The following is a 25679-nucleotide window of genomic DNA, read 5'->3' on the forward strand; positions in this document are numbered from 1 at the left end:
ATTACGGCCAGGGTTGCAGCGGGGTCAAGTCGCCGGAAACAGCTCCAGCCTGTGCGAGATGTCGATGGCGTCGAGGAAGCTCTCGTCGTGGCTGACCACCAGCAGGGCGCCATCATAGGCGCGCAGTCCCGCCTCCACCGCCTCGATAGCCTCGATGTCGAGATGGTTGGTGGGTTCGTCCAGGATCAGCAATGACGGCGGCCTTTCTCCGCCCAGAACGCAGGCGAGCCCGGCCCGCAGCATCTGGCCGCCGCTGAGGCTGCCGACGCTCTGCAGGGCCGCGTCTGCCCGGAACATGAAACGGGCCAGGGCGGAACGGCAGGCATTCTCGTCCGATTGCGGGTTGAGGCGCTTGAAATTGTCGCGGATCGTCTCCCTCGGGTCGAGCAGGCTCACCTCCTGGTCGAGCAGCGCGAAGCCGGGCCGGACCCAGACATGGCCGGCCTGGGGTTGCAGTCGCCCGGTGATCAGGCCGAGCAACGTCGTCTTGCCGCTGCCATTCGCGCCGGTCAGGGCGACGCGCTGCGGTCCGGCGAGGGTGAAGGAGAGGCCTTCCAGGACCGGTCGAAGCGGCTCGTAGCCAAAACGCAGCGCATCGAGGCGCAGGACCACCTTGTCGGCGGGCAGGCCCGTGGACGCGAGCTTCACCGACAAGGGTTGCAGGATTTCGAGACGCTTGCGCGCCTTGGCGAGCGTATCGCTGGCCGCTCGCTGCTGCCGTTCGGCCAGACGGGCTCCCGCGCCTCCACTCTTTTCGCTGCGCTCCTTCTTCGCGTCGAGCAGCAGCAGGGGCGCGTCGCCCCTGGCTCGCGCTTTGCGGCCTGCGCTGTCCTTACGCGCTTTGCGTTCTGCGGCGATCTGAGCCTTGCGCTCGGCTTCATCAAGCCGCTTCTCGGCCTCGCCCACATCATGGCGGGCGGCCGCCAGTTCCAGGGTCTTGCGTGCCCGGTATTGGCTCCAATTTCCGCCATAGACGCTGGCGCCGAGCGAGGTCAGCTCGACGATGGCATCCATGGCCTCGAGCAATTCGCGGTCGTGGCTGACCACCACCGCCCCGCCGCGCCAGCCGGCGAGGAGGTCGATGACGGCCTTCCGGCCCTCGCGGTCGAGATTGTTGGTCGGCTCGTCCAGCAGCAGGAAGTCCGGCTCGGCGAAGACCAGCGCCGCCAGGCCAACCCGGGTGCGCTGCCCACCCGACAATGTCGTCAGCGGCGTGTCGGTATCCACAGGCAAGCCGACCCGGGCGAAGGCCGTGGCGAGACGGGCCTCCAGGGTCCAGTCGGCGGTGACGAGATCTTCGGCGGAGGCGAGGCCGACTTCCGCCCGGGCAAGCAAGGCGAGCGCTTGCGTTACGCCGAACAGGTCGGCAACGGTCTCGTCCGGCCCGAGCTGAACGGCCTGGCGTAGCCGTCCCAGGCTGCCATGCACGATGACGCGGCCGGAGCGGGGCGGGAGCTCCCCCGCTATCAGCTTGAGCAGGGTCGTCTTGCCGACACCGTTGCGGCCGATGAGGCCCGCACGTTCGGGGCCGAAGCTCAGATCGAGCCCAGAGAACAGCGCGCGCCCGTCAGGCGTGGACCAGGAGAGATTGGAAAGCGTGATCGAAGAAGGCATGAGAATGGATGATCCCTGACACAAGGCAAAGCGGCGTTGCGTTCAGGTTCAGATCCATTGCTGCGAACTCTCGGTTGAAACGATACCGCGCCAATCTAGGAAGACAGGCGGCTTTGCGCAAGGTCTCCGAAGATCGGGTTTGCCCGCAGGCGTTCCACGGCGAAATCGACGAAGGAGCGCACCTTGGCGGAGGGAGCCCGGCCACCGGCATGGACGATATGTACAGGCACCGGTGCCTCCTCGAATTCCGTGAGCACGGTGCGGAGCGTGCCTTCGCGCAGGGCCGTGTCGACCTGGTAAGCAAAGACGCGCACCAGCCCCCAGCCCGAGATGGCCGCCGAGATCCCCGATTCGTTGAGATTGCACATCAGCCGTGGCTGGATGCCGACATGGGTCTTCTCGTCACGGCCGAAGCGCCATTCCAGCCGCGGCCAGGCGCCAATCCTGGCGATGACGCTGTGGCCGGCAAGATCGGCGGGACTGCGCGGCTCGCCATGTTCGGCGAGATAGGTGGGAGAGGCGCAGACCACCCGCCGCATGCTGCCGACCCGGATCGCCGTCAGCTCCGAATCCGGCAAGTGGCTGATGCGGATGGCGACATCCATGCCCTCCTCCACAAGGTTGGTGATGCGGTCGAGGAATAGGGTTTGCGCACTCACGACCGGATGCTGGCCGAGATAGTCCATCACCACGGGCAGGATATGGAGCTGACCGAACATCACGGGCGCGGTGACGATCAGCGTGCCCGTCGGCGTGGTATAGGAACCGGCGGCGGCCGCCTCGGCGTCGGCGAGATCGGCCAGGATGCGTTGGCAGTCATGCAGATAGCGCTCGCCCGTTTCGGTGAGCTTGAGCGATCGGGTGGTGCGCACCAGCAACTTGGCGCCAATGGCATCTTCGAGAAAGGCGACGGCCCGGGTGACCGCGGGCGGGCTCATGAACAAACGGCGGGCGGCCTCGGCGAAACCGCCGCTCTCGGACACCTTCACGAAGACCCGCATGGCCTGCCAGCGATCCATGATGCCCCCAAATTCCAATTATTCCAGTATCTGGAATGATGCCTTTCAATCAATCAATATTCTCTATCTGCATCGAAATGATGAAGATCCTCCGACAGTGCCGGTATCGGCGAGGAGATCATCCATGAAGCTCTATCATTTTCCCCTGTCGGGTCACTCCCATCGCGCTCACCTGTTTTTGTCGCTGGTGGGCGTGCCGCATGAACTGGTCGACGTGGACCTCAAGACCGGCCAGCACAAGACGCCGGATTTCCTCAAGCTCAATACGCTGGGCCAGGTGCCGGTTCTCGACGATGGCGGCGTGATCGTGCCCGATTCGCTCGCCATCATCGTCTATGTCGCCCGCAAGCTCGGCCTGGAGAACTGGCTGCCGACCCAACCGATCGCTGCGGCCGCCGTGCAGCGCTGGTTCTCGGTCGCAGCCGGCCAGCTTCGCATGGGCCCGGCGGCCGCTCGCCTGATCACGGTTTTCGGTGCCAAATACGATGTCGAGCAGACATTGGCGGCGGCTCACGCCATTCTCAAGCTGATTGACCAGGAATTGATCGGGCACGACTGGATCGTTCTCGATCGCCCGACCGCTGCCGATGTGGCGCTTTACAGCTATATCGCCTCCGCACCGGAGGGGAATGTCGATCTGTCTTCCTATGCGCAGATTGGCGCGTGGTTGCGACGGGTCGAGGCCCTGCCGGGCTTCGTGCCGTTCCAGAAGACGGCGGTTGGGCTGGCGGCCTAGAGCTTTCATCCTATCGGAGGGCAAATGTCATGGATGGCAATGTGCCTGTTGCGACGGATTCGCCGTGGCACGAAGGCGAACTCGCCCTGCAGCAGCGGGCGGGAGCGGCCGAGCGCATGGATGCGGTGGGCCGACGCGTCCTGCGTGACTATCTGATCGAGCAACACCGTGATTTCTACCCGCTGCTTCCCTTCATCGTCGTCGGCACTGCCGATCGCGCCGGCGATATTTGGGCAACGATCCTCGCCGGCCAGCCGGGCTTTCTCAATTCTCCCGAGCCTCACACGTTGCATGTCGCGGCTGCGGTTGATCCCGCCGACCCTGCGGCCTCAGGCCTGGAGGATGGTGCTGCGATCGGCCTGCTCGGCATCGAACTGCACACCAGGCGTCGCAACCGGCTGAACGGCACGGTGCGTCGCAGCGATCCGGCTAGCTTCGAGGTGGTTGTCGGGGAGAGCTTCGGCAATTGTCCGCGCTATATTCGCTTGCGCGACTTCAACTTCACACGCGATCCGGCCACCGCTTCCACGATACCGGTCCAGATCCTCGACCGCCTCGAGGGCCGGGCGGCTACCCTGATCGCCGAGGCAGAGACACTCTTCATCGCCTCCTCGGTCGAGCGTGAGAACGGGCATCGGCAGGTCGATGTCTCCCATCGCGGCGGCAGGCCCGGCTTCGTGGCAGTGCAGGCCGATGGCAGCCTGCTGATGCCGGATTTCGCCGGTAACCTGTTTTTCAATACGCTGGGCAATATCCTGGTGGATCCGCGTTGCGGATTCACCTTCGTCGATTTCGAGACGGGAGACCTGCTTCAGCTCACGGGAGACGGCGAGGTGATCCTGGAGGGACCGGAGATCGCGGCCTTTGAAGGCGCCCAGCAATTGCTGCGCTTTCGGCCAAAGCAAATCGTGCTGCGGCCGGGTGCCTTGCCACTGCGCTGGCTCTCGCCCGAAGATGGCGCCTCGCCGCATTCGCTGGCGACGGGGAATTGGGACGAGGCGCGCGCCTTGCTGAAAACTAAAGCGTCTTCCAGAAAAGTTGATAGACTTTTCGATTAAGAAAACGCGGCGGAACAGGGAGTTAGAGAAAAAGTGCGATTCAGAGAAATCGCACTTTTTCTCAAGGATCAGGCGACCTTGAGCAGCACGATCAGCGCGTAGCTGATCACGCCCAAAGCGAGCAAGGAGAGAATCACCGTCGAGGTCACCCGCGGGCCGGCCTTGGCGACGGCGCGGATGTCGACGGTGAGACCGAGCGCGGCCATCGAGATGATGGTGAGCGTATTGGCTGCCGATGAGATCGGCTGAAGCGAGCCCTGAGGCAGGAGGCCGAAGGAACGCAGCGCCATCATGGCCAGGAAGCCGATGATGAACCAAGGCACGATCTGGCCGAGGCGGGGACGTGCGCGGCTAGCCGTGCCGGCCTCGGCCGGGGCGGCCTTGCGCTGGCTTTCGCTGATCAAAGCGAGGACCACGATGACCGGGCCAAGCATCAGTACGCGGGCGAGCTTGACCAGGGTGCCGATCTGCACGCTGAGAGCGGCGACGGGCGCGGTGGCGGCAAGGACCTGCGGCACGGCATAGACGGTCAGTCCGGCGAACACGCCATACTGGCCCGGGGTGAGATCAAGGGCAGGCACCAGGAGTGGCAGGCCGATTACGGCGACCACACCGAGCACGGCGGTGAAGGCGATCGAGGCGGCGACATCCTTGCCGTTGGCGCCGATCACGGGCGCGGTGGCGGCGATGGCCGAGTTGCCGCAGATTGAATTGCCGCAGGCGACCAGCAGGGCCATGTTGTGCGGCAAGCCGAGGGCGCGACCAATGCCGAAGCTCAGCATGATCGACACCATGACGACGCCGGCGATGCCAGCCATCAAGCCGAGGCCGGCATCGGCGATGGCGGCGGCGCTGACGGAAGCGCCGAGCAGGACAACGGCGACCTCCAGCAGCGTCTTGGCACCGAAGGTGATACCGCGGTCGAAACGGGCCTCAGGCTGGGCGAAGGTGCGGATCAGGGCGCCGATCAGGATGGCAAGGACCAGAGCCTCCAGCCAGGCCTTGCCGAACAGGCTGGCTTCGACGAGTTCGGCCCCCATGGCGAGGGCGGTGACGATGATGCACAGGCCCGCGCCGGGAAGAATCCCGCGAATTCCCGTCATATCGCCCAACCGGCTGCCGACCTTGCTGCTCATGATCCACCTGCAATTCACAGGTTTGTTCTGCCTTATTGGGTCTGTTCAATCCATTTCAAAATAGTGTAGAAATCATTCGATTGAATCGAATGATTGGATTGTGCGTAAGCAGATGACTGAAATTTGGGTCTTCTTCGGCGACGCTAACGGTCGACACCGGACAATTTGTCTGGTGGAGGGCAAGCCCGGCGATGGCAAGGCGACGCTGCCATGACTTTGGAACAGTTGAGGATTTTCGTGGCCGTGGCGGAGCGTGAGCACCTGACGCAGGCCGCAGGCGAACTCCATCTGACGCCATCGGCCGTGAGTTCTGCCATCCGCGTTCTGGAGGATCGCTATGGCGCGGCACTGTTTCATCGTGTCGGCCGCCGCATCGAGATGACGCCCGGTGGGCGGGAATTCCTGCCGACGGCGCGGGCGACGCTCGCATCCGCCAAGGCAGCGGAGCTCGCTCTGTCCGAGCTCGGCAGCGGCGCACGCGGCTCGCTTGTCGTGCATGCCAGCCAGACCATCGCGAGCTATTGGGTCGCGCCTTTCCTGGCGCGCTACCACGATGTCCATCCGCGTGTCGATCTGAGGTTGGAAATCGGTAATACCCAGAGCGTCACCCAGGCCGTGCTGGAAGGGGTGGCGGAGATCGGCTTCATCGAAGGTGCCGTCGATGAGCCGGCCCTGTCGGTGCAGACGGTGGCGCATGACCGGCTGATCGTGGTGGTGGCGCCGGGCCATCCCTGGGCCGATGGGCGCACGGTGCGGCCCTACGACATTGCCACCGCGCGCTGGATTATGCGCGAGGAGGGCTCCGGCACGCGATCGGTCTTCGAGGAGGCGTTACGGGGGCGGGGCGTCGATCCCGCCGCGCTCGAGATTGCCCTGGTGCTGCCCTCCAACGAGGCCGTGCGTTCGGCCGTGCGCTCGGGCCCCTTCGCGACGGTGATGTCCGAACTGGTGGCGGCGCCCGACCTGCAGGCGGGACGGCTGGTGCGAATCGCCTTCGACATGCCGCCTCGCGCTTTCCGCATGCTGCGCCATCGCGAGCGCTACCGCACCAAGGCTTCGCAAATGTTGGAGATGGTGATCACCCAGACCGGAGGGTGAATTCGCCTCTCAGCCCCCGCTGGTCGCGGGCAGCCTTGTCAACCAATAGCCTCCGGCGAGAATCAGCAGGCAGCCGATGCCGGCCTTGAGATCAGGAACCTCGCCGAAGGCGAGGAGGCCGAGCAGCGCGGCGAACACGATCCAGCTATAGCCGATCGGCCCGGCCACGGCGATGTCGGCAAGCCGATAGCCCCGGATGTTGCAATATTGGGCGAGGATCGCAACGGGGCCGAGCATCAGGCAGGCCAGGATCGGGCCCGGGCCGACGCTCTTCCAGCTCAGCCAGGCCGGTACCAGCATCAAGAGGAAGCTGAAGAGGTTCACATGGGCCAGCATGGAGAGCGGCGTGTCGCCCTTGGTTAGCCGTTTCACATAAATGATCTCGAAGGCCATCAGTACGGCGCCGAGCAGGGCCATCGCAGCGGGAATGCTGACGTCGCCGAAGGGAGCGGCCGCCGCGTGCTGGCCGAGTACCACCGCGAGCGCGCCGAGGCCACAGATGAGACCGGCGAGCCAGTGGCGCCAGCCTACCGCCTCGCCAAGCATGACCATGGCGAGGGCAACCACGAAGATGCCTTCGAGCAGGCCGATGGCGCTGGCGGCGGCGACCGGCATATGGGCGGCGGCATAGATCGCAGACAGGCCGCCGAAACAACCGAAGCAGGCGCGCAGAAAATGTTGGTCGGGCCGCGGGCTGTGCAGGGCGACGAAAGGTTGCCCGCCGGCCCTGGCCACGATGAGCACGGTCACGAAGCCGCTGGCGTAGCGCAGCAGCAGGATCTGGGGGATGGCGAGAAGCGGGCCGGCGAAGCGCCCCGAGGCGAAGATCAGGGTGAACAAGGCGGTGCCGACCAGGAGCCACAGGGCACCCCTGGCATTGGCGCTCATGCCGGTCGTTCCAGCCAGCGGCGTTGATTTTGCTGCAATCGTCATGCTTGATGCGTCACAGATTTCATACCCGCAAACAAACGCATTTTTTGATCGTTGCGTGAGAAAATCTAATGCAAACGCCTCGTCGCCTTCCGTCCCTCAATGCCGTGCGCGTCTTCGAGGCAGCCGCCCGCCTCGGCAGCCTGAAGGCGGCGGGTGAGGAATTGGGCGTGACAGCCAGCGCCGTCAGCCATCAGGTCCGTCATCTGGAGGAAGGGCTCGGCGTGCGCCTGTTCGCGCGCAGCAACAATGCCATCGAGCTGACGGCGGAGGGCGCGCGTTTCGCGGCGGCTACCGCGCCGGCGCTCGACATCATCGCGGCGGCGGCCTCGGCCCTGCAGCGGGATGCCAACGAGGTCCTGGTGCGCGCCTCGGTGTCGCTGGCCCTGCGCTGGCTGATTCCGCGCCTCGGTAGCTTCCGCCAGGCCCATCCCTCGATCCGCGTCCGGCTGGAAACACCGGTCTCAGCAATGGCTGATCATGACGACATCGATCTCGTGATCGGCTATTCGCGCGCCGAAGGCCCCGCTCAAGGGGGAACGATCCTGTTCGATGATATCTGCGTCGTGGTGGCTGCGCCGGATGTGGCGGCACGCTATCGCGATGCCGACGCCACGGCGCTGGCGGCCTCTGGGGCTCTGATCTCAGCGACGCAGGACGACTGGGACTGGCGCCGCTGGGCCGAGGTCAATGGCGTCGACTGGCGCGATGTGCGCATGACCAGCCGGTTCGAGATCGACGATGCGGCCTGGGAGGCGGCGAGCGCGGGGCTTGGCATGACGCTGGCTTCGCCGCGCCTGATCGAGCGGGAACTGCGCAATGGTTTGCTCACCATCGTCGGCTTGCAGGACGGGCTGCAGCTCGGCAACTATTGGGTACGCGCCCGGCCGCCCATCCGCCGGGGCGCCGAGCTCTTCCTGGCCTGGCTGCTGGAGGCCGCGGGCGAGGACGCATGAGGATCGTGCCGGGAAGCAGAAAGCCGTGCTTGTGAAGGAGAGGATTGGGGAGCAAGCTGCAGGCCGGTCGTCACCAGGCTCTGCTCCCGGAGCAGGCGGCTGGGGGATCGCACCATGTCGGAGATCATCAGCATCAAAGGCCTCGAACTCCGCTTCCTGCACAGCAAGGCGGATACGCAGGGCAGCCTCGACATGTTCGAGATGACCGTCCAGCCCTGCGCACGCATGCCGGTCGCCCATTATCATGAGAGCTGGGACGAAACGGTCTATGGCCTGGAGGGCGCGATGACCTTTCGGGTCGACGACCGCGAGGTTACTCTTGCGGCACGGCAGACGCTCTTCATTCCGCGCGGCATTGTCCATGCTTTCCGCAATGACGGGGAGGGCCCTGCGAGCTGTCTCGTCGTACTGACGCCCGGCGTGCTTGGCATCGACTATTTTCGCGAGGTGGCGGCGCTGCTGGCCGCCGACGCGCCCGATCTCGCCCAGATGGGCGCGATCATGCGGCGATACGGGCTGGTGCCCGCGCCCTCGAACTGAACCGTGCTTACTTCCCGATCCGTAGCAGTTCCAGAAAGGCTTGGCCGGCGGGGCTGAGGCCTTGCTTACGGACGGAAGCGTGAAGGTCGCGGCGCAGCGGCGGCGTCAGCCGGCGCACGGCAAGGCCGCTGGTATCGTCCGGCAGCGTGAGGTCGGGCATGACTGTGAGGCCGATGCCCTCGCGCACCATGCCGAAGATGGTGGCGTTGTCGCGGGCCAGGAACAGCACGTTCGGCCTGCTGCCGGCCGCCAGCAGGGCCTCTTCGAACTGGCGGTTGCCGCCGCCGCCGGAAAAGATGGCGCGCTCGCCGTCGATTGCTTCCAGGCCGATCGAAGCGTTCTTGGCCAGGGGATGGGCAGCGGGCAGGATCAGCACGAAATCGTCATTGGCGACGATGGCACTGTCGAGTTCGGGGTGGGGCTCGCCGCTGATACCGACATCGACGGCGTCGGCAAGCACCCAGTCGTTCACTTCCTCGTCGGTGCCCAGGTGCAGGGTGATGCCGGCCCGTGGATAGAGCGCCCGGAACGGCTTGAGCCAGCCAGGCAGCAATTTGGCGGCGGCGCTCTGTACCGAGCCGATACGCAGCGTCGTGCCGGCCAGCTTGTCGCTGGCCTGGGCGATGGTCGCCAAGCGCTGGGCGCCCGCCAGCAGGGCCTGCGCTTCCACGAGTGCGGCCTCGCCGAGGTCCGTGAGCTTGACGCCCACGCGCGTACGGGTCAGCAGCTTGGCGCCGAGGGCATCCTCCAGCCCGGCGATGGCCTGGCTCACGGCCGATTGGGTGAGATGGATGCGCTGGGCGGCGGCGGTGAAACCCCCGGTTTCTGCCGCGGCGACGAAACAGCGCAACTGGGTGAAGGTGATATTGGGATGCATGGTCGATGGGGCCTGGCGAAGCAGTGAATCTTAATATGGAGGTGACCCGTTCTCTTGCCCAGCGCGGACCTTCGGACCTCGATCCCTTGCGTCAGGATATTAACTCTTTCTTACGAGCCGGATGCGCCGGAAGACTCTTTGGGTTAAGAAAAGATCGAAACCAAAGCGTCTTGCAATTTGACGCTATCGGCGAGAATCACGAAGACGCGTCGAAACAAAATGCTAAAACAAAGCGCGTTTCCGCCAGGAACGCGCTTTGTTTCAGGAGATCAGGCAGGGGTGATGGCTGACGCGGCAGCGCCCGGAGACAGGCCGGAACTTGGGGTTGCGATGCCGGTCAGGAAAAGTTCGCGCACGCTATGGCGGCGCCTTGTCAAAGTCGCCATCGTGCTCGCTGCCCTGCCTGTGGTGCTCACCATCCTCTACACGGTGGTGCCGCCGATGTCGCTGCCCATGCTGGGGCGCTACCTCACCGGCCAATCCGTAGACCGGCGCTGGACACCGATCGAGAATATCGCCCCGGTTGCCCGGTTTTCGGTGATGGCTTCCGAGGATGGCCAGTTCTGCCGCCATTGGGGCGTCGATTTCGGCGCGATCGCCGATGTCCTGGAACGGGGCGGGGAGAAGGGGCCTTCACGCGGAGCCTCCACCATCGCCATGCAGACCGTGAAGAACCTCTATCTGTGGCCGCTGCCGGCTTTCGCCCGCAAGCCGCTGGAGGTGCCGCTGGCCGTGTGGACCGATCTGGTCTGGTCGAAGAAGCGGGTGCTGGAGGTCTATCTCAACGTGGCCGAATGGGGGGACGGCATCTATGGCATCGAGGCGGCGGCCCAGCATTATTTCAAGAAACCGGCCTCCAGGCTCAATGCCCGAGAGGCGGCGCAACTCGCCGTGGTGCTGCCCAATCCGATCCGCCGCAGCGCCGGCGCGCCGACTAGGCGCCTGCGCAACCTAGCCGGCCTGATCGTCAATCGCGCCCGCAACTCTTCCGGCTATTTCGATTGCGTGAAATAAGGTATCGAGATCCCAGCCGCTGGGTTTTGAGTGCGAAAGAATCTCGCTCCAGCCTCTTTCTTCCTGAGTTCTCTTCCTGTATAGGCTGCGCCTTCAATCGATTTTGTCATCGGCCTGTCGTGACTGTCACGGCATCCGCACGCCACGAAGAAGATACCCCAATGGCTGTTCCGAAGCGAAAAACCTCCCGCATGAAGCGCGGCTTCCGCCGTTCCGCTGATGCCCTCAAGGCCCCGACCTATGTCGAGGACAAGGATTCGGGCGAACTGCGCCGTCCGCACCATGTCGATCTGAAGACCGGCATGTATCGCGGTCGCCAGATCCTGACCCAGAAGTCTGACGCCTGAGAGCCTGCGCGGTCTTCCGCGCGGCATCTCGTCCGGGCCGGCTGATTGCCGGCCCTTTTGTTTGTCTTGAGTACGGGTGCCGGGGGCGGGCCCGAAACTTTATCGTGCACTGAAACACGGTACGCAGTTCGCGCATATGCAGCCGAATCCTACCTCCTATTCGGGATGGCGGAAGGCGCGCTTGCCGCTCTCATTCGAGAACGGTGACAAACGGGGCGGGTTCTGCTGGAGGATTGGCATTTTTTCGCGACGTTTTGGGTGTTTCCCTCATGTTGCGTCGGCCAAGCCTGTGTGTTAGGTGAGCGCTCGTGTTGCGGGGCCGGAGCCAGCTCCTTCCTGCAACCGTGAGGAAATTCAACATATCCGCCAAGGGGTTGGGCGGTCAGGTGCGGGGAAACCCGGCTGGACTGCTGTTCTCCCGAAGTGGTTTCAGCAGAGAGACACGCGGTGGCAGGGGAAGAACCGATCGTATCCGGCATGGCAGGCCGCTATGCCAATGCCTTGTTCGAGCTCGCCAGCGAGCAGAACGCCATCGATTCCGTTGTAGCCGATCTCGGCCGTTTCAATGGCCTCGTCGAGGAAAGCGCTGATCTCAAGCGCCTCGTCCGCAGCCCCGTCTTTTCCTCCGAAGAGCAGACCAAGGCGATCACGGCGTTGCTCGAGCGCGCTGGCATCGGTGGTCTTGCTGCCAATTTCATCAAGCTTGCCGCCCATAACCGCCGTCTGTTCGCGGTTGGCCAGATGATCCAGGCCTTCACCGTGCTGGTCGCCAAGGCGCGTGGGCAGGCCACGGCCGAAGTCACGGCGGCCCAGCCGCTTTCCGACGACAATCTCAACGTCCTCAAGGACTCGCTCAAGAGCGCGACCGGCAAGGACGTCTCCCTCAACGTCAAGGTCGACCCGAGCCTGATCGGTGGTCTGATCGTCAAGATCGGTAGCCGCATGATCGACGCCTCGCTCAAGACCAAACTCCAATCGATCAAGATCGCCATGAAAGAGGTCGGCTGATGGACATCCGCGCCGCAGAAATTTCCGCCATTCTGAAGGACCAGATCAAGAATTTCGGCCAGGAAGCCGAAGTTTCCGAAGTCGGTCAGGTTCTCTCCGTCGGTGACGGTATTGCCCGCGTCTATGGTCTCGACAACGTTCAGGCCGGTGAGATGGTCGAGTTCCCCGGCGGCGTGCGCGGCATGGCGCTGAACCTCGAAGCCGACAATGTCGGTATCGTGCTGTTCGGTTCCGACCGTGGCATCTCGGAAGGCGACACCGTCAAGCGGACCGGCGCCATCGTCGACGTCCCGGTCGGCAAGGGCCTGCTCGGCCGTGTGGTCGACGCCCTCGGCAATCCGATCGACGGCAAGGGCCCGATCGTCGCCGAGCAGCGCGCCCGCGTCGACGTCAAGGCACCCGGCATCATTCCGCGCAAGTCGGTGAACGAGCCGATGGCGACCGGCCTCAAGGCCATCGATGCCCTGATCCCGATCGGCCGCGGCCAGCGCGAGCTGATCATCGGCGACCGCCAGACCGGCAAGACCGCCGTGGCGCTCGACACCATCCTCAACCAGAAGCCGCTCAACCAGGGCGACGACGAGACCAAGAAGCTCTACTGCGTCTATGTCGCCGTCGGCCAGAAGCGTTCCACCGTCGCACAGTTCGTGAAGGTGCTGGAAGAGAACGGCGCGCTCGACTATTCGATCATCATCGCCGCCACCGCCTCCGATCCGGCCCCGATGCAGTTCCTGGCACCGTTCGCCGGCTGCGCCATGGGCGAATATTTCCGCGACAACGGCATGCATGCCGTGATCGTCTATGACGATCTGTCCAAGCAGGCTGTCGCCTACCGCCAGATGTCGCTGCTGCTGCGCCGCCCGCCGGGCCGCGAAGCCTATCCGGGCGACGTGTTCTATCTCCACTCCCGCCTGCTCGAACGCGCCGCCAAGATGGGTAAGGATGCCGGTCTCGGCTCGCTCACGGCGCTGCCGATCATCGAAACCCAGGCCAACGACGTGTCGGCCTACATTCCGACCAACGTGATCTCGATCACCGACGGCCAGATCTTCCTGGAGACCGACCTGTTCTACCAGGGCATTCGCCCCGCGGTGAACGTCGGCCTGTCGGTTTCGCGCGTCGGTTCGTCCGCCCAGACCAAGGCGATGAAGAAGGTAGCCGGCAAGATCAAGGGTGAGCTCGCCCAGTATCGCGAAATGGCGGCCTTCGCCCAGTTCGGTTCCGATCTGGACGCCTCGACGCAGCGCCTGCTCGCTCGCGGCGCCCGCCTGACCGAGCTCCTGAAGCAGGGCCAGTTCTCCCCGCTGAAAATGGAAGAGCAGGTCGTGGTGATCTATGCCGGCGTCAACGGCTATCTCGACAAGATCGAAGTCGGCAAGGTGCGGTCCTTCGAAACGGGCCTGCTCGCCAAGCTGCGTGCCGAGGGCTCGATCCTCGAGGCGATTCGCACTTCCAGCGATCTCAGCGACGATGTCGCCGCCAAGCTCAAGGACCAGGTCGAGGCGTTCGCCAAGACCTTCGGCTGATCGCGAGAGTATTATTCGATTATGTCGATCGAATAATACTCAGAATTTCAAGGAGATAGACGCGTCTTTCCGATCCGGTCAGATCGAAAAACGCTCTCGCTCTCGATAGGAAGGCGAAGCGATGGCATCGCTTAAGGACCTCAGAAACCGTATTGCCTCGGTCAAGGCGACGCAGAAGATCACCAAGGCCATGCAGATGGTCGCGGCCGCCAAGTTGCGCCGCGCCCAGTCGGCGGCCGAGGCTGCGCGCCCCTATGCCGAACGCATCGACGGTGTGCTCGCCAATCTCGCCGGTTCGATCGCCGATCCACGCCAGGCCCCGCCGCTGCTGGCGGGCAACGGCAAGGATCAAACCCATCTGCTGGTGGTCTGCACCGGCGAGCGTGGCCTGTGCGGGGCGTTCAACACCTCGATCGCCCGTCTGGCCCGCGAGCACGCCTTGGCCCTGCTCGGCCAAGGCAAGACCGTCAAGATCATCTGCGTCGGGCGCAAGGGCTACGATGTGCTCAAGCGTCAGCTCGAGAAGCACATCATCGAGCTCGTGGACTTCCGCTCCGTGCGCCAGCTCGGCTTCGAGCACGCCGATCAGGTTGGTGCGAAGGTCCGCAAGCTCTATGCAGAGGGCGGCTTCGACGTCTGCACCCTGTTCTACTCGACCTTCAAGTCTGTGATCTCGCAGATCCCGACCGCCAAGCGCCTGATCCCGGCCGAAGTGCCGGCCGTCAAGGAAGGCACGCAGAAGATCGCCTATGAGTATGAGCCGGATGAGGGCGCCATCCTCGCGGATCTCCTGCCCCGCAACATCTCGGTGCAGGTGCTGCGTGCTCTGCTCGAGAACAATGCGTCCTTCTACGGGTCGCAGATGAGCGCCATGGACAACGCCACGCGCAATGCCGGTGAGATGATCAAGAAGCAGACGATCACCTACAACCGCACGCGCCAGGCGATGATCACCAAGGAACTGATCGAAATCATCTCGGGTGCGGAAGCGCTCTGAGGTCAGCCATAGGGGTATCGTGATGTCTTACGCAACTTCTGCCTCGACCAAGGGTGGCCGCGAGGGCCGCGCGATCCTCGACAATGGCGGCCTGGCATTGGCGATGGCCTTTCCGAAGGAACTCGGCGGCAATGGCGAAGGCCATAACCCCGAGCAGCTCTTCGCGCTGGGCTATTCGGCCTGCTATGGCCAGGCCATCGTGGCGCTTGGCCGCAAGCATGGCATTGACGGCGCCACCGCCAAGATCACCTGCCAGGTGACGCTGGCCAAGGACGATATCAGCTTCGCCCTCTCGGTGGAGATGAAGGTGCATGTCCCCGGCGCCGACCTCGACAAGGTCAAGGCGCTGGTCGAGGAAGCTCACCAGATCTGCCCCTATTCCCGGGCGACCCGGAACAACGTGCCCGTCACGTTGACCGTCGTCTGATCGCAGCTCTCAAACAGACAAGAATTTGTCAAACAGACAAGAGACTTTGGAGAAACCCATGGCCAACCCGACCGGACGCGTTTCGCAGGTCATCGGCGCCGTTGTCGACGTACAGTTCGACGGCCATCTGCCCGAGATCCTGAACGCCCTCGAAACCACCAACAACGGCCAGCGTCTGGTGCTGGAAGTCGCACAGCATCTGGGCGAATCCACGGTCCGCTGCATCGCCATGGACATTTCCGAAGGCCTGGTGCGCGGCCAGCCCGTCACCGATACCGGCAAGCCGATCGCGGTGCCGGTGGGCGAGGCCACGCTCGGCCGCATCATGAACGTCATCGGCGAGCCGATCGATGAAGCCGGCCCGGTCAATGGCGAGGGCGTGCGCCCGATCCATGCGCCTGCTCCGAGCTATGCCGAGCAGTCCACGGAAGCCCAGATCCTCGTCACCGGCATCAAGGTGGTCGACCTGCTCGCCCCCTACGCCAAGGGCGGCAAGATCGGCCTGTTCGGCGGCGCCGGCGTCGGCAAGACCGTGCTCATTCAGGAACTGATCAACAACATCGCCAAGACCCATGGCGGCTACTCAGTGTTCGCCGGTGTCGGCGAGCGTACCCGCGAGGGCAACGACCTCTATCACGAGTTCATCGAATCGGGCGTCAATGCCGATCCGCATGACGCCAATTCGTCGGTCAAGTCGAAGTGCGCCCTGGTGTTCGGCCAGATGAACGAGCCGCCGGGCGCCCGCGCTCGCGTCGCTCTGACCGGCCTCACCGTCGCCGAGCATTTCCGTGACCAGGGCCAGGACGTGCTGTTCTTCGTGGACAACATCTTCCGCTTCACCCAGGCTGGTTCCGAGGTGTCCGCGCTTCTCGGCCGTATTCCTTCGGCCGTGGGCTATCAGCCGACGCTCGCCACCGACATGGGCGCGCTGCAAGAGCGCATCACCACCACCACCAAGGGTTCGATCACCTCGGTGCAGGCCATCTACGTGCCGGCCGACGACTTGACCGACCCGGCACCCGCCACCTCCTTCGCCCATCTTGACGCGACGACCGTGCTGTCGCGCTCGATCGCCGAAAAGGGCATCTACCCGGCCGTCGATCCGCTCGACTCGACCTCGCGCATGCTCACCCCGGCCGTGGTCGGTGAAGAGCATTACGCTGTCGCCCGCCAGGTGCAGCAGATCCTCCAGCGCTACAAGGCCCTGCAGGACATCATCGCCATTCTGGGCATGGACGAACTGTCTGAAGAGGACAAGCTGACCGTGGCGCGCGCCCGCAAGATCGAGCGCTTCCTGTCGCAGCCCTTCGACGTCGCCAAGGTGTTCACCGGTTCGGACGGCGTGCAGGTTGCCATCGAGGATACCGTCAAGGGCTTCAAGGGCATTGCCGAAGGCCAGTACGACTATCTGCCGGAAGCCGCCTTCTACATGGTCGGCACCATCGAGCAGGCCGTCGAGAAGGGCAAGCGCCTGGCCGCCGAGGCTGCGTAACAATGCTGACTGGGGCGCCGTCAGGCGCCCCTCTTCTGGAAATCAAGGACCGCATCGATGGCCAGCTTCCAATTCGAACTCGTCACGCCTGAGAAGCTGCTGTTCTCCGGCCCTGTCGAATCCGTCGTCGTGCCGGGCAGCGAAGGCGATTTCGAGGTGCTGTCCCAGCACGCTCCGGTGATGTCGACCATCCGGCCCGGCATCATTGTGGTCAAGGAAACCGCGGGCGGCTCGTCCCGTCATCTGTTCGTGCGGGGTGGTTTCGCGGACGTCAATCCGCAGGGGCTCACGATCCTGGCCGAACAAGCCGTTCCGATCGAGGAAATGACGCCAGACAAGGTCAGCTTGGAAATTGCAGCCGCCGAGGCAGCGGTCCAGGCGGCTGTCGACGACGCCGCCAAGGCCTTGGCCGATCTCAAGCTCGGCCAGATCAAGGAATTGCAGAAAGCCCTGAGCTGAATACGTTCACTCATTTCTTCTGAAAAGCGCGCTTCGGCGCGCTTTTTCTTTTTGAACACGGCAGCGCGACATGATGCGGTCTCGCCGTGAGGTTCGTGCTCCGATCAGCCGTTCAGCTGGATCGTGGTCAGCAAGGCCTTGGCGACTTCGGTCGTGACACGGCGTTTATAGCGCTCGTGGACCACCTGCCCGTTATGGAAGACCTTGTGCTCGACATAGACCATATGGCCGTCCCAGCGCAGGATGTTGTCCGTCTCTGTCGTCTCGATGACATTAAGCCCTGGTACGAGCTGGCCTTCGGTCGACTTGTCGCGCATCCGGTTGTTCCTCCCGCCTGATTCTCTAGAGCAAAACGCGTTCATGACTGAATGCCTGTTCGCTCTAACTCCTTGTTTCGACGTGTCTTTGCGATTCCGGGTGGTCCCGGCAAGTCGCAAACGTTCGGGCTGATCGCAAGCCAGCATGCCCGACTTTGCAGGAAAATGGAAAGGGGATCGGCTGGGCTTCCTCCAGTTCTCCTCGCCGCCAAGAATCGTTGCGGGAATGCGATCCGCTCTTGACTGATTGAACGTTCAAAATATTGTAGAGGTCATGGCCGCTCAGCTCACCTCGTCCAATGAACGTCCGATACGTCTGCGCCGCGTCGACGCCGGGGACGTTCGGCGTCGGCAGTTGATCGACGCCACCATCGAGGCGATCGCCGAACTCGGCTTCAATGCCACGACGATCGCCGAGATCGCCCGCCGCGCTGACGTCTCCACCGGCCTGGTCTCCTTCTATTTCGGTGACAAGGACGGGCTGCTGGAAGCGACCCTGCGCCATCTCGCCCGGCAGTTGTCGCGGGGGGCGGCGGCCCGCCTGCGCGACGCCAGCACGCCGCGGGCTCGCGTCCAGGCGGTGATCGAGACTATGCTCGGTGTCAGCCAGTTCGAGCGGCGCATCGGTACGGTCTGGTTGGCTTTCTGGGGGCAGGTGCCACATTCGCCGCGCTTTGCCCGGGTGCAGCGCGCCTATCATCGCCGCATTGCCGGCAATCTCGCCCATGCGCTGCATCCCGTCCTGAGGCCGGAACCGGCCCGGGCGCTTGCCGAAACCATCTCGGCGATGATCGACGGGCTGTGGCTGCGTGCCACCCTCGCCAATGATCCTGATGGCCGGATGGCCAGAAGTGTGGCGACCGGCTTCGTCGACAGTCAGTTCATGCTGCTCGGCCTCAGTCGTTGAGGTCTTGGGCGGCGATCTCGCACTGAGGCTTTGGCCGGACGCAGGGGCGCCGGCTCGCATTTGGAAGTTGAGTTCATATCGAAAAGCGGAAACGGCGCCGATCAAGCGGCGGCCGTTCCAGGCGGGGAGTTTGAAGAATGCGCTACGGCGTTGTGAAGAACCATATCGGCGGCGCCTTCGTCGACGCGACCTCGGGCGAGACCTTTGCTTCGGTCGATCCGGCTACCGGCGAGACCATCGCTGAGGTGGAACAGGCCGGTGATGCCGACATCGAGCGGGCGGTCGAGGCCGCCAAGGCCGGCTTCAAGGTGTGGTCGCGCATGACGGGCGCCGAGCGCGGCCGCATCCTCAAGCGCACCGCCGACATCCTGCGCGAGAAGAACGCGGCCCTGGCCGAGATCGAGACGCGCGATACCGGCAAGCCGATCCAGGAGACCATCGCCGTCGACGTACTATCGGGCGCCGATTGCCTGGAATATTTCGCCGGCATCGCCGCCACCCTCACCGGCGAGCATGTCGACCTCGGCCCCGCCGCCTTCGGCTATACCAGGCGCGAGCCGCTTGGTGTTGTCGCCGGCATCGGCGCCTGGAACTATCCCCTCCAGATCGCCTGCTGGAAATCGGCTCCGGCGCTTGCCTGTGGCAATGCCATGATCTTCAAGCCGTCCGAGGTGACGCCGCTGACCGCGCCCTACCTCGCCGAAGCCTTCAAGGAGGCGGGTCTGCCGGACGGGGTCTTCAACGTGGTTCAAGGCGATGCCCGCGTCGGCAAGGCGCTGGTCGCCCACCCTTCGATCAAGAAGATTTCGCTGACGGGCGAGGCCGGCACCGGCCGCATCATCATGGCCAATGCCGCCAAGACGCTGAAGCATGTCACGCTCGAGCTCGGCGGCAAGTCGCCCTTGATCGTGTTCGAGGACGCCAAACTCGACAATGCCGTCTCCGGCGCGCTGCTCGGCAATTTCTATTCGGCCGGCGAGGTCTGTTCGAACGGCACACGAGTGTTCGTGCATAGCAAGGTCAAGGACGCCTTCCTCGCCAAGCTCAAAGCAAGGGTTGAAAAGATGGTGATCGGCGATCCCCTCGATCCCAACACCCATGTCGGCGCTCTCGTCAACCAGGAGCATCTGGAAAAGGTGATGTCCTATGTCGAGAAGGGTAAGGCGGAAGGTGCCAAGCTGCTCACCGGGGGCTATCGTGTCACCACCGGCGCGCTCGCCAAGGGCGCCTTCGTTGCCCCCACCATCTTCGACGGCTGCCAGGACGACATGGCCATCGTGCGCGAGGAGATCTTCGGACCGGTGATGACGGTGCTGAGCTTCGACGACGAGGACGAGGTGGTGGCCCGCGCCAACGATACCGAATATGGCCTGGCGGCCGGCGTGTTCACCAACGATCTTTCGCGTGGCCATCGCGTCATCGCCAATCTCGAGGCCGGCACCTGCTGGATCAACCAGTACAACGTCACGCCGATCGAGCTGCCTTTCGGCGGGGTCAAGCTGTCCGGCCTCGGGCGCGAGAATTCGCGCGCCGCTGTCGAGCACTACACCCAGATCAAGAGCGTCTACGTCGCCCTCGGCGATATCGACGCACCGTACTGAGGTCTGGAAGCGCGGACATCGCAGCCCCATGAAGTCATGGGGGATGTCCGCTCTTGGAAACGTGACATTCGAAGGGCGGGAAGAGGCGGACGGGACGTCCGCGCACCCGGAAAACCATGACCGAAACATTCGACTATGTGATCGTGGGCGCCGGTTCGGCGGGTTGCGTGATGGCGAGCCGCCTGACGGAGGACGGCACGCATCGCGTCAAGGTTCTGGAATTCGGCGGCAAGGACGGCTCGGTGTTCATCCAGATGCCGAGCGCCCTTTCCATCCCGATGAACTCGCCGCGCTATGATTGGCGCTATCATGCCGAGCCCGAGCCCGCGCTCGGCGGCCGCAGCCTCCATACACCGCGCGGCAAGGTGCTGGGTGGATCCTCCTCGATCAACGGCATGGTCTATATCCGCGGCCATGCCATGGACTACGAGGCCTGGCAGGAGGCGGGCGCGCGCGGCTGGAACTATGCGGGGGTGCTGCCCTATTTCCGCCGGGCGGAAGGTCGCGAGGAAGGCGGCGACGAATATCGCGGCGCCGATGGCCCGCTCAAGACTTCCTATGGCCGGCTCGCCAACCCGCTCTACCAGGCCTTCATCGATGCCGCTGTCGAGGCCGGCTATCCCGCCACGGCCGATGTGAACGGCTACCAGCAGGAAGGCTTCGGTCGCATGGACATGACTGTCCACAAAGGCCGCCGCTGGTCCGCCGCCAACGCCTATCTCAAGCCGGCGATGAAGCGGCCCAATCTGTCGGTGGAGACGCATGCGCTGGCAAGCCGCATCCTGTTCGAGGGCAGGCGAGCTGTCGGCGTCGAATATTGGCAGGGCTCGCAGCTCAAGCGCGTGATGGCGCGGCGCGAGGTGATCCTGGCAGCCGGGCCGATCAACGATCCACAGCTCCTGAAGGCGTCTGGCGTGGGGCCGGCGGCCGAACTCAAGGGCTTCGGCATCGAGGTCATCAACGATCTCCCAGGCGTCGGCGAGAACCTGCAGGACCATCTCGAATTCTATTTCCAGATGGCGAGCACGCAGCCGATCACCCTCTATTCAGTAACCAACCCGATCGCCAAGGGCATGGTCGGCCTGCAATGGCTGCTGCGCAAGGACGGGCTGGGCGCCACCAATCATTTCGAGAGCTGCGGCTTCATCCGCTCGCGCGCCGGTATCTCCTATCCCGACATCCAGTATCATTTCCTGCCCATGGCGGTGAGCTATAACGGCAATTCGCTTGCCACCGAACATGGTTTCCAGGCCCATGTCGGACCGATGCGCTCCAAGAGCCGCGGCCATATCCGCCTGAAGTCGCGCGATGTGCGGGAGGCACCGCTGATCCGCTTCAACTATATGAGCCACCCCGAGGACTGGGCGGAGATGCGGGCCTGCGTCAGGCTGACGCGCGAGATCTTCCAGCAGAAGGCGTTCGAACCTTTTGCTGGCCGCGAGATCTCGCCGGGTGCCGACGTCACCTCAGATGAGGCGATCGATGCCTTCATCGCCCAGCATGTCGAGAGTGCCTTCCACCCTACCGGCACCTGCCGGATGGGCGATCCTTCCGATCCGATGACGGTGGTGGATCCCGAAACCCGGGTGGTGGGCCTCGAGAATCTGCGTATCGCCGACTCAGCCATCATCCCGCTGATCACCAACGGCAACCTCAACGCCCCCTCGATCATGATCGGCGAGAAGGCATCCGACCACATTCTCGGCAAGCCGCTGCTGCCGCCGTCCAACGCGCCCTTCTACCGGGCAAAGGATTGGGAGACGAAGCAGAGATAGGAGGGAGAGTGTTTGACAGCTTCTGGCCCCTCGCGCTTTGAGAGGGACCAGAATTGGGTGGCGAACACTGAAGAACTAGTTTCCGCTCAGGCTTCCTGAACCGCCGACAGCTTCCAGTCTTCACCCTTGCGCCGAACGAACGTCCAGATCTCAGTCGTTTCGCTGGGCTCGTCCTTGCCTTCGACGATCGCGCCGGTGGTGCGATCCCTGAGGACATCGACCGACTGGTAGCGGAAGGCGGCGCTGACGTAGTCCTCGTCACCTTCGCGCCAGGCCTCGGCAATATCGGCCTGGAGCAGGCGCGTATCGCGCACGTCATTGCGGACGCCGCGCTTGGCATTGTCGGCCAACTCCTCGGAGAAGTAGGACACGATTTCAGGCGTCGTCAGGCGGCGCAGGGCGGCGTGATCCTCCTTGGCGAAGGCATCCTGGACCTCGGTCAGCCGGTGCTCGAAGGTGTCGAGGTCGGCCTGGGTGGCCTCGATGGCTTCGCCACGGGCTGGGCTGGCTGCCGCCGGAGACGATAGGCCAAAGAAGCCGGTGCGGCCGTTCGTGGTCGGCTGCGCGTCGCGGTTCAGGCCCTGGTTGCCCAAGCCCTGGTTGCCGAAGTCGAAGCCACGCGACATTTGCGGGCCGCCTGCCGCTGCCGGTGTACGGCGCGAGCGCCACCAGGAGATCGCGAAGAAGGCGATCACGGCGATCAAGGCCGCCTGCAGCAGGAAACCGAGCATGCCAGCGAGGCCCCCGAAGCCGTAGCCCAGCAGCGCGCCGATGAGGCCACCCACCAGCAGGCCGCGCATCAGGCCGCCGGCGCCGCCGAACAGGCCGGGACGCTGCTGCGCGGCGCCCTGCGCCAGCGGTGAGGCGGGTTGTGTCGCGCTCGGACCGGGATTGGGCGTCATCGAACGCTGGACCGGCGCGGCCTGGTCTGGCGCGGTGCGGGTGGCCGGCACGGAATCATAGGTGCGCGCGCCGCGGCTGCCGATGCTGCCGCCACGGCGGGCCTCGGCGAAATCGGTCGATACCAGTGTCGCCGCCACAAACAGGCTGGCCACAACGGCGAATAGTCGGGTCTTGTTGAAGCGCATGATCGGCAACCTAATCTCCAGTCGCCCGCTTCGATGTCAGCTAGCGGGCCCTTTTTCAGCGGTCCGACATCACGTGCGCATCAAGCGCGACGTCAGAGGGGCCCGGCCCGCGTGAGGAATGTGGGGACATGCCGGGTTGGTTGCAAGTGTATTTCCGGTAATCATTGCCGTCTGGGCGATGGCAAGCGTGAAAGCAGGGGCATCGAGGCCGATCCGAAGCGGGCCGATTGCCCGGAGTGGAGCAAGGGAAGGCGGCGATATGAAATCCCTCGCTTTTTCCCCACAAACGCACTATGTCAGCGCCATCAGCGTGACAGCATCGACAGTGTGGGCGTGGGCCGTTCGGCTTGCGCGACGGGAGAATTGGCCGGGAGACCTCGTTTCGGATCTGGCTTGACCATCTTCCATTGGAAATAGAGCCGAGCCATGAAGTTTCTCGATCAAGCCAAGATCTATGTCAAAGCCGGTGACGGCGGCGCGGGAGCCGTATCCTTCCGGCGCGAAAAATTCATCGAGTTCGGCGGACCCGACGGCGGTGACGGCGGGCGGGGCGGCTCGGTCGTGGCCGAATGCGTCGACGGCCTCAATACGCTGATCGACTATCGCTACCAGCAGCATTTCAAGGCACGCGTCGGCACCCATGGTATGGGGCGCAACCGCACCGGCGCCAACTCGGCCGACGTGGTGCTGAAGGTGCCTGTCGGCACTCAGGTCTATGAGGAGGACGGCGAGACCATGATCGCCGACTTCACCGAGGTCGGCCAGCGCGCCTTGATCTGCAAGGGTGGCAATGGTGGCTTCGGCAACGCCTATTTCAAGACCTCGACCAACCAGGCGCCGCGCCGGGCCAATCCCGGCCTGCCCGGTGAGGAGAAGACGATCTGGCTGCGCCTGAAGCTGATCGCCGATGCCGGCCTCGTCGGCCTGCCCAATGCCGGCAAGTCGACCTTCCTGGCTACGGTGACCGCCGCCAAGCCCAAGATCGCCGACTATCCCTTCACCACCCTCTATCCCGGTCTCGGCGTCGTTCGGGTGGACGGGCGTGAATTTGTGCTCGCCGACATTCCCGGCCTGATCGAGGGCGCGCATGAGGGGCATGGCCTCGGCGATCGCTTCCTTGGCCATGTCGAGCGCTGCCGCGTGCTGCTGCATCTGGTCGATGGCACCTGCGAGCATGCCGGCAACGCCTACAAGGTCATTCGCAACGAGCTCGCCGCCTATGGCGGTGATCTGGCCACCAAGCCGGAGATCGTGGCGCTGTCGAAGACCGATTCGCTCTCACCCGAACTGCTCAAGGAACAGGTGGCGCGGCTGAAGCGGGCCGCGAAGAAGACACCGATCGTGCTGTCCTCCATCGCCGGTTCGGGCGTGCAGGAGGCGCTACGCCAGCTTTTCGAGGTGATCGGCGCGGCCAAGGCGGCCGATGACATCATCGAAAAGCCGGTTTTGGAGAAGAACAATACCTGGCAGCCCTGAACCAGATAGTCGTGAACCTGGCAGCCCCGGTCGGCGTTGAGATGGTGGGAATGGGCACAGGAATCGAGGAGATGGCCTTGAACAAGACGACAGCGCTGCCGCGCCTGCTGGTCGGGGTCCTTCTGGTGCTTGTGCCCCTGGCCGCGGCCGTGCCGGCTCTTGCCGACACGCTGACGCCGAAAGCGGCGATGCGGGCAATGACGCAGGCCGGCTATTCCGGCGTCGGCGGCGTAACGCATGACCTCAATTTCTATTACGCAGCCGCTGTCGACGCCAAGCGCCGACGCGTGCGCGTGACCGTCGACGACCAGACCGGCAAGATCGTCGCCGTGGTCCCGCTGCGGGGCAGCGGCGCGGCTCTGCCGGCCGGGACATCCCTGCGGCCGATGGCCCCGCTGCAGAAGGTGGAGATCAAGCCGGTGCCCCGCATCGTGCCGCTCAATCGGCCGCCTCCCGCGCTGCGAACGCCGGGGCGCTATGCCTATCCTCTCAATTCGAACGGACAGTTGACGCCGGGCTGGTGCCGTTACCGCCAGATCGCACCGGGCTGCTGACTTTTTCGGGATCGCGGGCATCTCTTCCTGGGAAGAGGCGATCGCCAGGCGACTTGGTTGCCGCTCATGCAAAAAGGCGCCCCGGTTTCCCGGAGCGCCCTCGACTTTCCGTCCTATCCTATTGGCTTAGGCAGCCTTGGCTTCGACCTGCCGGGGAGCCGAACCGTTGATCGGGATCAGCCGGGGCTTCTTGGCCTCCGGGATCTCTCTGATAAGGTCGACATGGAGCAGGCCGTTCTCGAGACTGGCGCCGGTCACCTGGACATAGTCGGCGAGCTGGAAGCGGCGCTCGAAAGCGCGGGCGGCAATACCCTGATGCAGGACCTCGCCCTTGCTGCCTTCCTTGCCTTCGGACTTCTCGCCACGAATGGTGAGGGCGTTTTCCTTCACCTCGATGGCGATGTCGTTCTCTGCGAAACCGGCGACGGCGACAGAGATGCGATAGGTGTTATCCGAGGTGCGCTCGATATTGTAGGGCGGGTAGGTGGTGGCCGAAGCATCGAAGCCGGCAACCTGATCAAGCGCCGAGAACAGGCGGTCGAAACCAACGGTGGAACGGTAAAGGGGCGAAAAATCAAACTGACGCATGGCTATCCTCCTTTGAAGCGACAAGCCGTGGAAAACGCTCCGCCATCTGGCCGGAGCTGACATGTGCATCCCGTCTGGGCCTGCACAGACCTTGATTTGGTGCCGGTTCCAGCGGTTTCAAGAGGACGAGTGTCGATTC

The 25679-nt window shown here is 64.2% G+C and carries 26 protein-coding genes; 18 read left to right on the top strand and 8 right to left on the bottom strand.

Annotation, left to right across the window (positions count from 1 at the left end; genetic code table 11):
• Positions 1 to 24: 24 nt before the first annotated feature.
• Both ACN6KF_RS23375 and ACN6KF_RS23380 read right to left on the bottom strand, forming a co-directional pair.
• On the bottom strand, positions 25 to 1614 hold the full coding sequence (locus ACN6KF_RS23375) for an ABC-F family ATP-binding cassette domain-containing protein (RefSeq protein WP_434959149.1): 1590 nt from the start codon (positions 1612 to 1614) through the stop codon (positions 25 to 27).
• 95 nt (positions 1615 to 1709) lie between these two features.
• Positions 1710 to 2633, bottom strand: a complete 924-nt coding sequence (locus ACN6KF_RS23380; RefSeq protein WP_434959150.1) for a LysR family transcriptional regulator — start codon at positions 2631 to 2633, stop codon at positions 1710 to 1712.
• Positions 2634 to 2757: 124 nt separating this feature from the next.
• Between ACN6KF_RS23380 and ACN6KF_RS23385 the strand changes: the two genes are divergently transcribed.
• Both ACN6KF_RS23385 and ACN6KF_RS23390 read left to right on the top strand, forming a co-directional pair.
• Positions 2758 to 3369 carry a glutathione S-transferase family protein gene (locus ACN6KF_RS23385; protein ID WP_434959151.1) on the top strand — a complete coding sequence of 204 codons (612 nt, stop codon included), beginning with the start codon at positions 2758 to 2760 and terminating at the stop codon, positions 3367 to 3369.
• A 29-nt stretch (positions 3370 to 3398) separates the two neighbouring features.
• Complete coding sequence (locus ACN6KF_RS23390) at positions 3399 to 4427, top strand: flavin-nucleotide-binding protein (RefSeq protein WP_434959152.1); 1029 nt, start codon at positions 3399 to 3401, stop codon at positions 4425 to 4427.
• A 68-nt stretch (positions 4428 to 4495) separates the two neighbouring features.
• Here ACN6KF_RS23390 and ACN6KF_RS23395 read toward each other — a convergent pair whose 3' ends face one another.
• Complete coding sequence (locus ACN6KF_RS23395) at positions 4496 to 5563, bottom strand: YeiH family protein (RefSeq protein ID WP_434959153.1); 1068 nt, start codon at positions 5561 to 5563, stop codon at positions 4496 to 4498.
• Between the two features lie 210 nt (positions 5564 to 5773).
• Between ACN6KF_RS23395 and ACN6KF_RS23400 the strand changes: the two genes are divergently transcribed.
• A complete protein-coding gene (locus ACN6KF_RS23400) occupies positions 5774 to 6661 on the top strand; it encodes a LysR family transcriptional regulator (protein ID WP_434959154.1) in 888 nt (295 codons plus the stop codon).
• Between the two features lie 9 nt (positions 6662 to 6670).
• Here the strand turns inward: ACN6KF_RS23400 and ACN6KF_RS23405 are convergent, their stop codons facing one another.
• Positions 6671 to 7594 carry a DMT family transporter gene (locus ACN6KF_RS23405; RefSeq protein ID WP_434959155.1) on the bottom strand — a complete coding sequence of 308 codons (924 nt, stop codon included), beginning with the start codon at positions 7592 to 7594 and terminating at the stop codon, positions 6671 to 6673.
• Between the two features lie 68 nt (positions 7595 to 7662).
• On the opposite strand from ACN6KF_RS23405, the gene ACN6KF_RS23410 reads away from it, so the two are divergent.
• Positions 7663 to 8547, top strand: coding sequence for a LysR substrate-binding domain-containing protein (locus tag ACN6KF_RS23410; protein ID WP_434959156.1), 885 nt, complete (start codon positions 7663 to 7665; stop codon positions 8545 to 8547).
• Between the two features lie 114 nt (positions 8548 to 8661).
• The gene (locus tag ACN6KF_RS23415; RefSeq protein WP_434959157.1) at positions 8662 to 9087 is read left to right on the top strand and encodes a cupin domain-containing protein; all 426 of its coding nucleotides are present in this window, start codon (positions 8662 to 8664) and stop codon (positions 9085 to 9087) included.
• 7 nt (positions 9088 to 9094) lie between these two features.
• Here the strand turns inward: ACN6KF_RS23415 and ACN6KF_RS23420 are convergent, their stop codons facing one another.
• Positions 9095 to 9964, bottom strand: coding sequence for a LysR family transcriptional regulator (locus ACN6KF_RS23420; protein ID WP_434959158.1), 870 nt, complete (start codon positions 9962 to 9964; stop codon positions 9095 to 9097).
• A 282-nt stretch (positions 9965 to 10246) separates the two neighbouring features.
• Between ACN6KF_RS23420 and mtgA the strand changes: the two genes are divergently transcribed.
• From mtgA to ACN6KF_RS23460, 8 genes are all read left to right on the top strand, one after another.
• Entirely contained in the window at positions 10247 to 10978 is a 732-nt protein-coding gene (gene mtgA, locus ACN6KF_RS23425; RefSeq protein WP_434959159.1) for a monofunctional biosynthetic peptidoglycan transglycosylase, read from the top strand.
• Between the two features lie 161 nt (positions 10979 to 11139).
• Positions 11140 to 11325, top strand: a complete 186-nt coding sequence (rpmF, locus tag ACN6KF_RS23430) for a 50S ribosomal protein L32 (protein WP_068294749.1) — start codon at positions 11140 to 11142, stop codon at positions 11323 to 11325.
• A gap of 447 nt (positions 11326 to 11772) precedes the next feature.
• A complete protein-coding gene (locus ACN6KF_RS23435) occupies positions 11773 to 12333 on the top strand; it encodes a F0F1 ATP synthase subunit delta (protein WP_434959160.1) in 561 nt (186 codons plus the stop codon).
• Positions 12333 to 13859, top strand: a complete 1527-nt coding sequence (gene atpA, locus ACN6KF_RS23440; RefSeq protein ID WP_434959161.1) for a F0F1 ATP synthase subunit alpha — start codon at positions 12333 to 12335, stop codon at positions 13857 to 13859. The genes ACN6KF_RS23435 and atpA overlap by 1 nt, the downstream gene beginning before the upstream one ends.
• Before the next feature lie 121 nt (positions 13860 to 13980).
• Positions 13981 to 14856 (top strand): F0F1 ATP synthase subunit gamma, encoded by an 876-nt coding sequence (locus tag ACN6KF_RS23445; protein ID WP_434959162.1) that lies wholly within the window; start codon positions 13981 to 13983, stop codon positions 14854 to 14856.
• A gap of 22 nt (positions 14857 to 14878) precedes the next feature.
• The gene (locus ACN6KF_RS23450) at positions 14879 to 15283 is read left to right on the top strand and encodes an organic hydroperoxide resistance protein (RefSeq protein WP_434959163.1); all 405 of its coding nucleotides are present in this window, start codon (positions 14879 to 14881) and stop codon (positions 15281 to 15283) included.
• 58 nt (positions 15284 to 15341) lie between these two features.
• A complete protein-coding gene (atpD, locus tag ACN6KF_RS23455) occupies positions 15342 to 16775 on the top strand; it encodes a F0F1 ATP synthase subunit beta (protein WP_434959164.1) in 1434 nt (477 codons plus the stop codon).
• A gap of 57 nt (positions 16776 to 16832) precedes the next feature.
• The gene (locus ACN6KF_RS23460; RefSeq protein WP_434959165.1) at positions 16833 to 17234 is read left to right on the top strand and encodes a F0F1 ATP synthase subunit epsilon; all 402 of its coding nucleotides are present in this window, start codon (positions 16833 to 16835) and stop codon (positions 17232 to 17234) included.
• A gap of 104 nt (positions 17235 to 17338) precedes the next feature.
• On the opposite strand, the gene ACN6KF_RS23465 is transcribed toward ACN6KF_RS23460, so the two are convergent.
• Entirely contained in the window at positions 17339 to 17551 is a 213-nt protein-coding gene (locus ACN6KF_RS23465; RefSeq protein ID WP_311934624.1) for a hypothetical protein, read from the bottom strand.
• 274 nt (positions 17552 to 17825) lie between these two features.
• Between ACN6KF_RS23465 and betI the strand changes: the two genes are divergently transcribed.
• From betI to betA, 3 genes are all read left to right on the top strand, one after another.
• Positions 17826 to 18458, top strand: a complete 633-nt coding sequence (gene betI, locus ACN6KF_RS23470) for a transcriptional regulator BetI (protein ID WP_434959166.1) — start codon at positions 17826 to 17828, stop codon at positions 18456 to 18458.
• A 137-nt stretch (positions 18459 to 18595) separates the two neighbouring features.
• Positions 18596 to 20059: a betaine-aldehyde dehydrogenase gene (betB, locus tag ACN6KF_RS23475; protein WP_434959167.1), complete on the top strand. Its 1464-nt coding sequence runs from the start codon at positions 18596 to 18598 to the stop codon at positions 20057 to 20059.
• Between the two features lie 116 nt (positions 20060 to 20175).
• Positions 20176 to 21834, top strand: a complete 1659-nt coding sequence (betA, locus tag ACN6KF_RS23480; RefSeq protein WP_434959168.1) for a choline dehydrogenase — start codon at positions 20176 to 20178, stop codon at positions 21832 to 21834.
• 86 nt (positions 21835 to 21920) lie between these two features.
• Here betA and ACN6KF_RS23485 read toward each other — a convergent pair whose 3' ends face one another.
• Positions 21921 to 22922, bottom strand: a complete 1002-nt coding sequence (locus ACN6KF_RS23485; RefSeq protein WP_434959751.1) for a Tim44 domain-containing protein — start codon at positions 22920 to 22922, stop codon at positions 21921 to 21923.
• 426 nt (positions 22923 to 23348) lie between these two features.
• Between ACN6KF_RS23485 and obgE the strand changes: the two genes are divergently transcribed.
• Both obgE and ACN6KF_RS23495 read left to right on the top strand, forming a co-directional pair.
• Positions 23349 to 24398, top strand: coding sequence for a GTPase ObgE (gene obgE, locus ACN6KF_RS23490; RefSeq protein ID WP_434959169.1), 1050 nt, complete (start codon positions 23349 to 23351; stop codon positions 24396 to 24398).
• A gap of 77 nt (positions 24399 to 24475) precedes the next feature.
• Positions 24476 to 24952 (top strand): hypothetical protein, encoded by a 477-nt coding sequence (locus tag ACN6KF_RS23495; RefSeq protein WP_434959170.1) that lies wholly within the window; start codon positions 24476 to 24478, stop codon positions 24950 to 24952.
• 126 nt (positions 24953 to 25078) lie between these two features.
• Here the strand turns inward: ACN6KF_RS23495 and ACN6KF_RS23500 are convergent, their stop codons facing one another.
• Positions 25079 to 25540 carry an Hsp20 family protein gene (locus tag ACN6KF_RS23500; RefSeq protein WP_434959171.1) on the bottom strand — a complete coding sequence of 154 codons (462 nt, stop codon included), beginning with the start codon at positions 25538 to 25540 and terminating at the stop codon, positions 25079 to 25081.
• Positions 25541 to 25679: the final 139 nt, after the last annotated feature.

The organism is Labrys methylaminiphilus subsp. lupini, from assembly GCF_051161885.1.
In the GTDB taxonomy this organism is placed as follows: domain Bacteria; phylum Pseudomonadota; class Alphaproteobacteria; order Rhizobiales; family Labraceae; genus Labrys.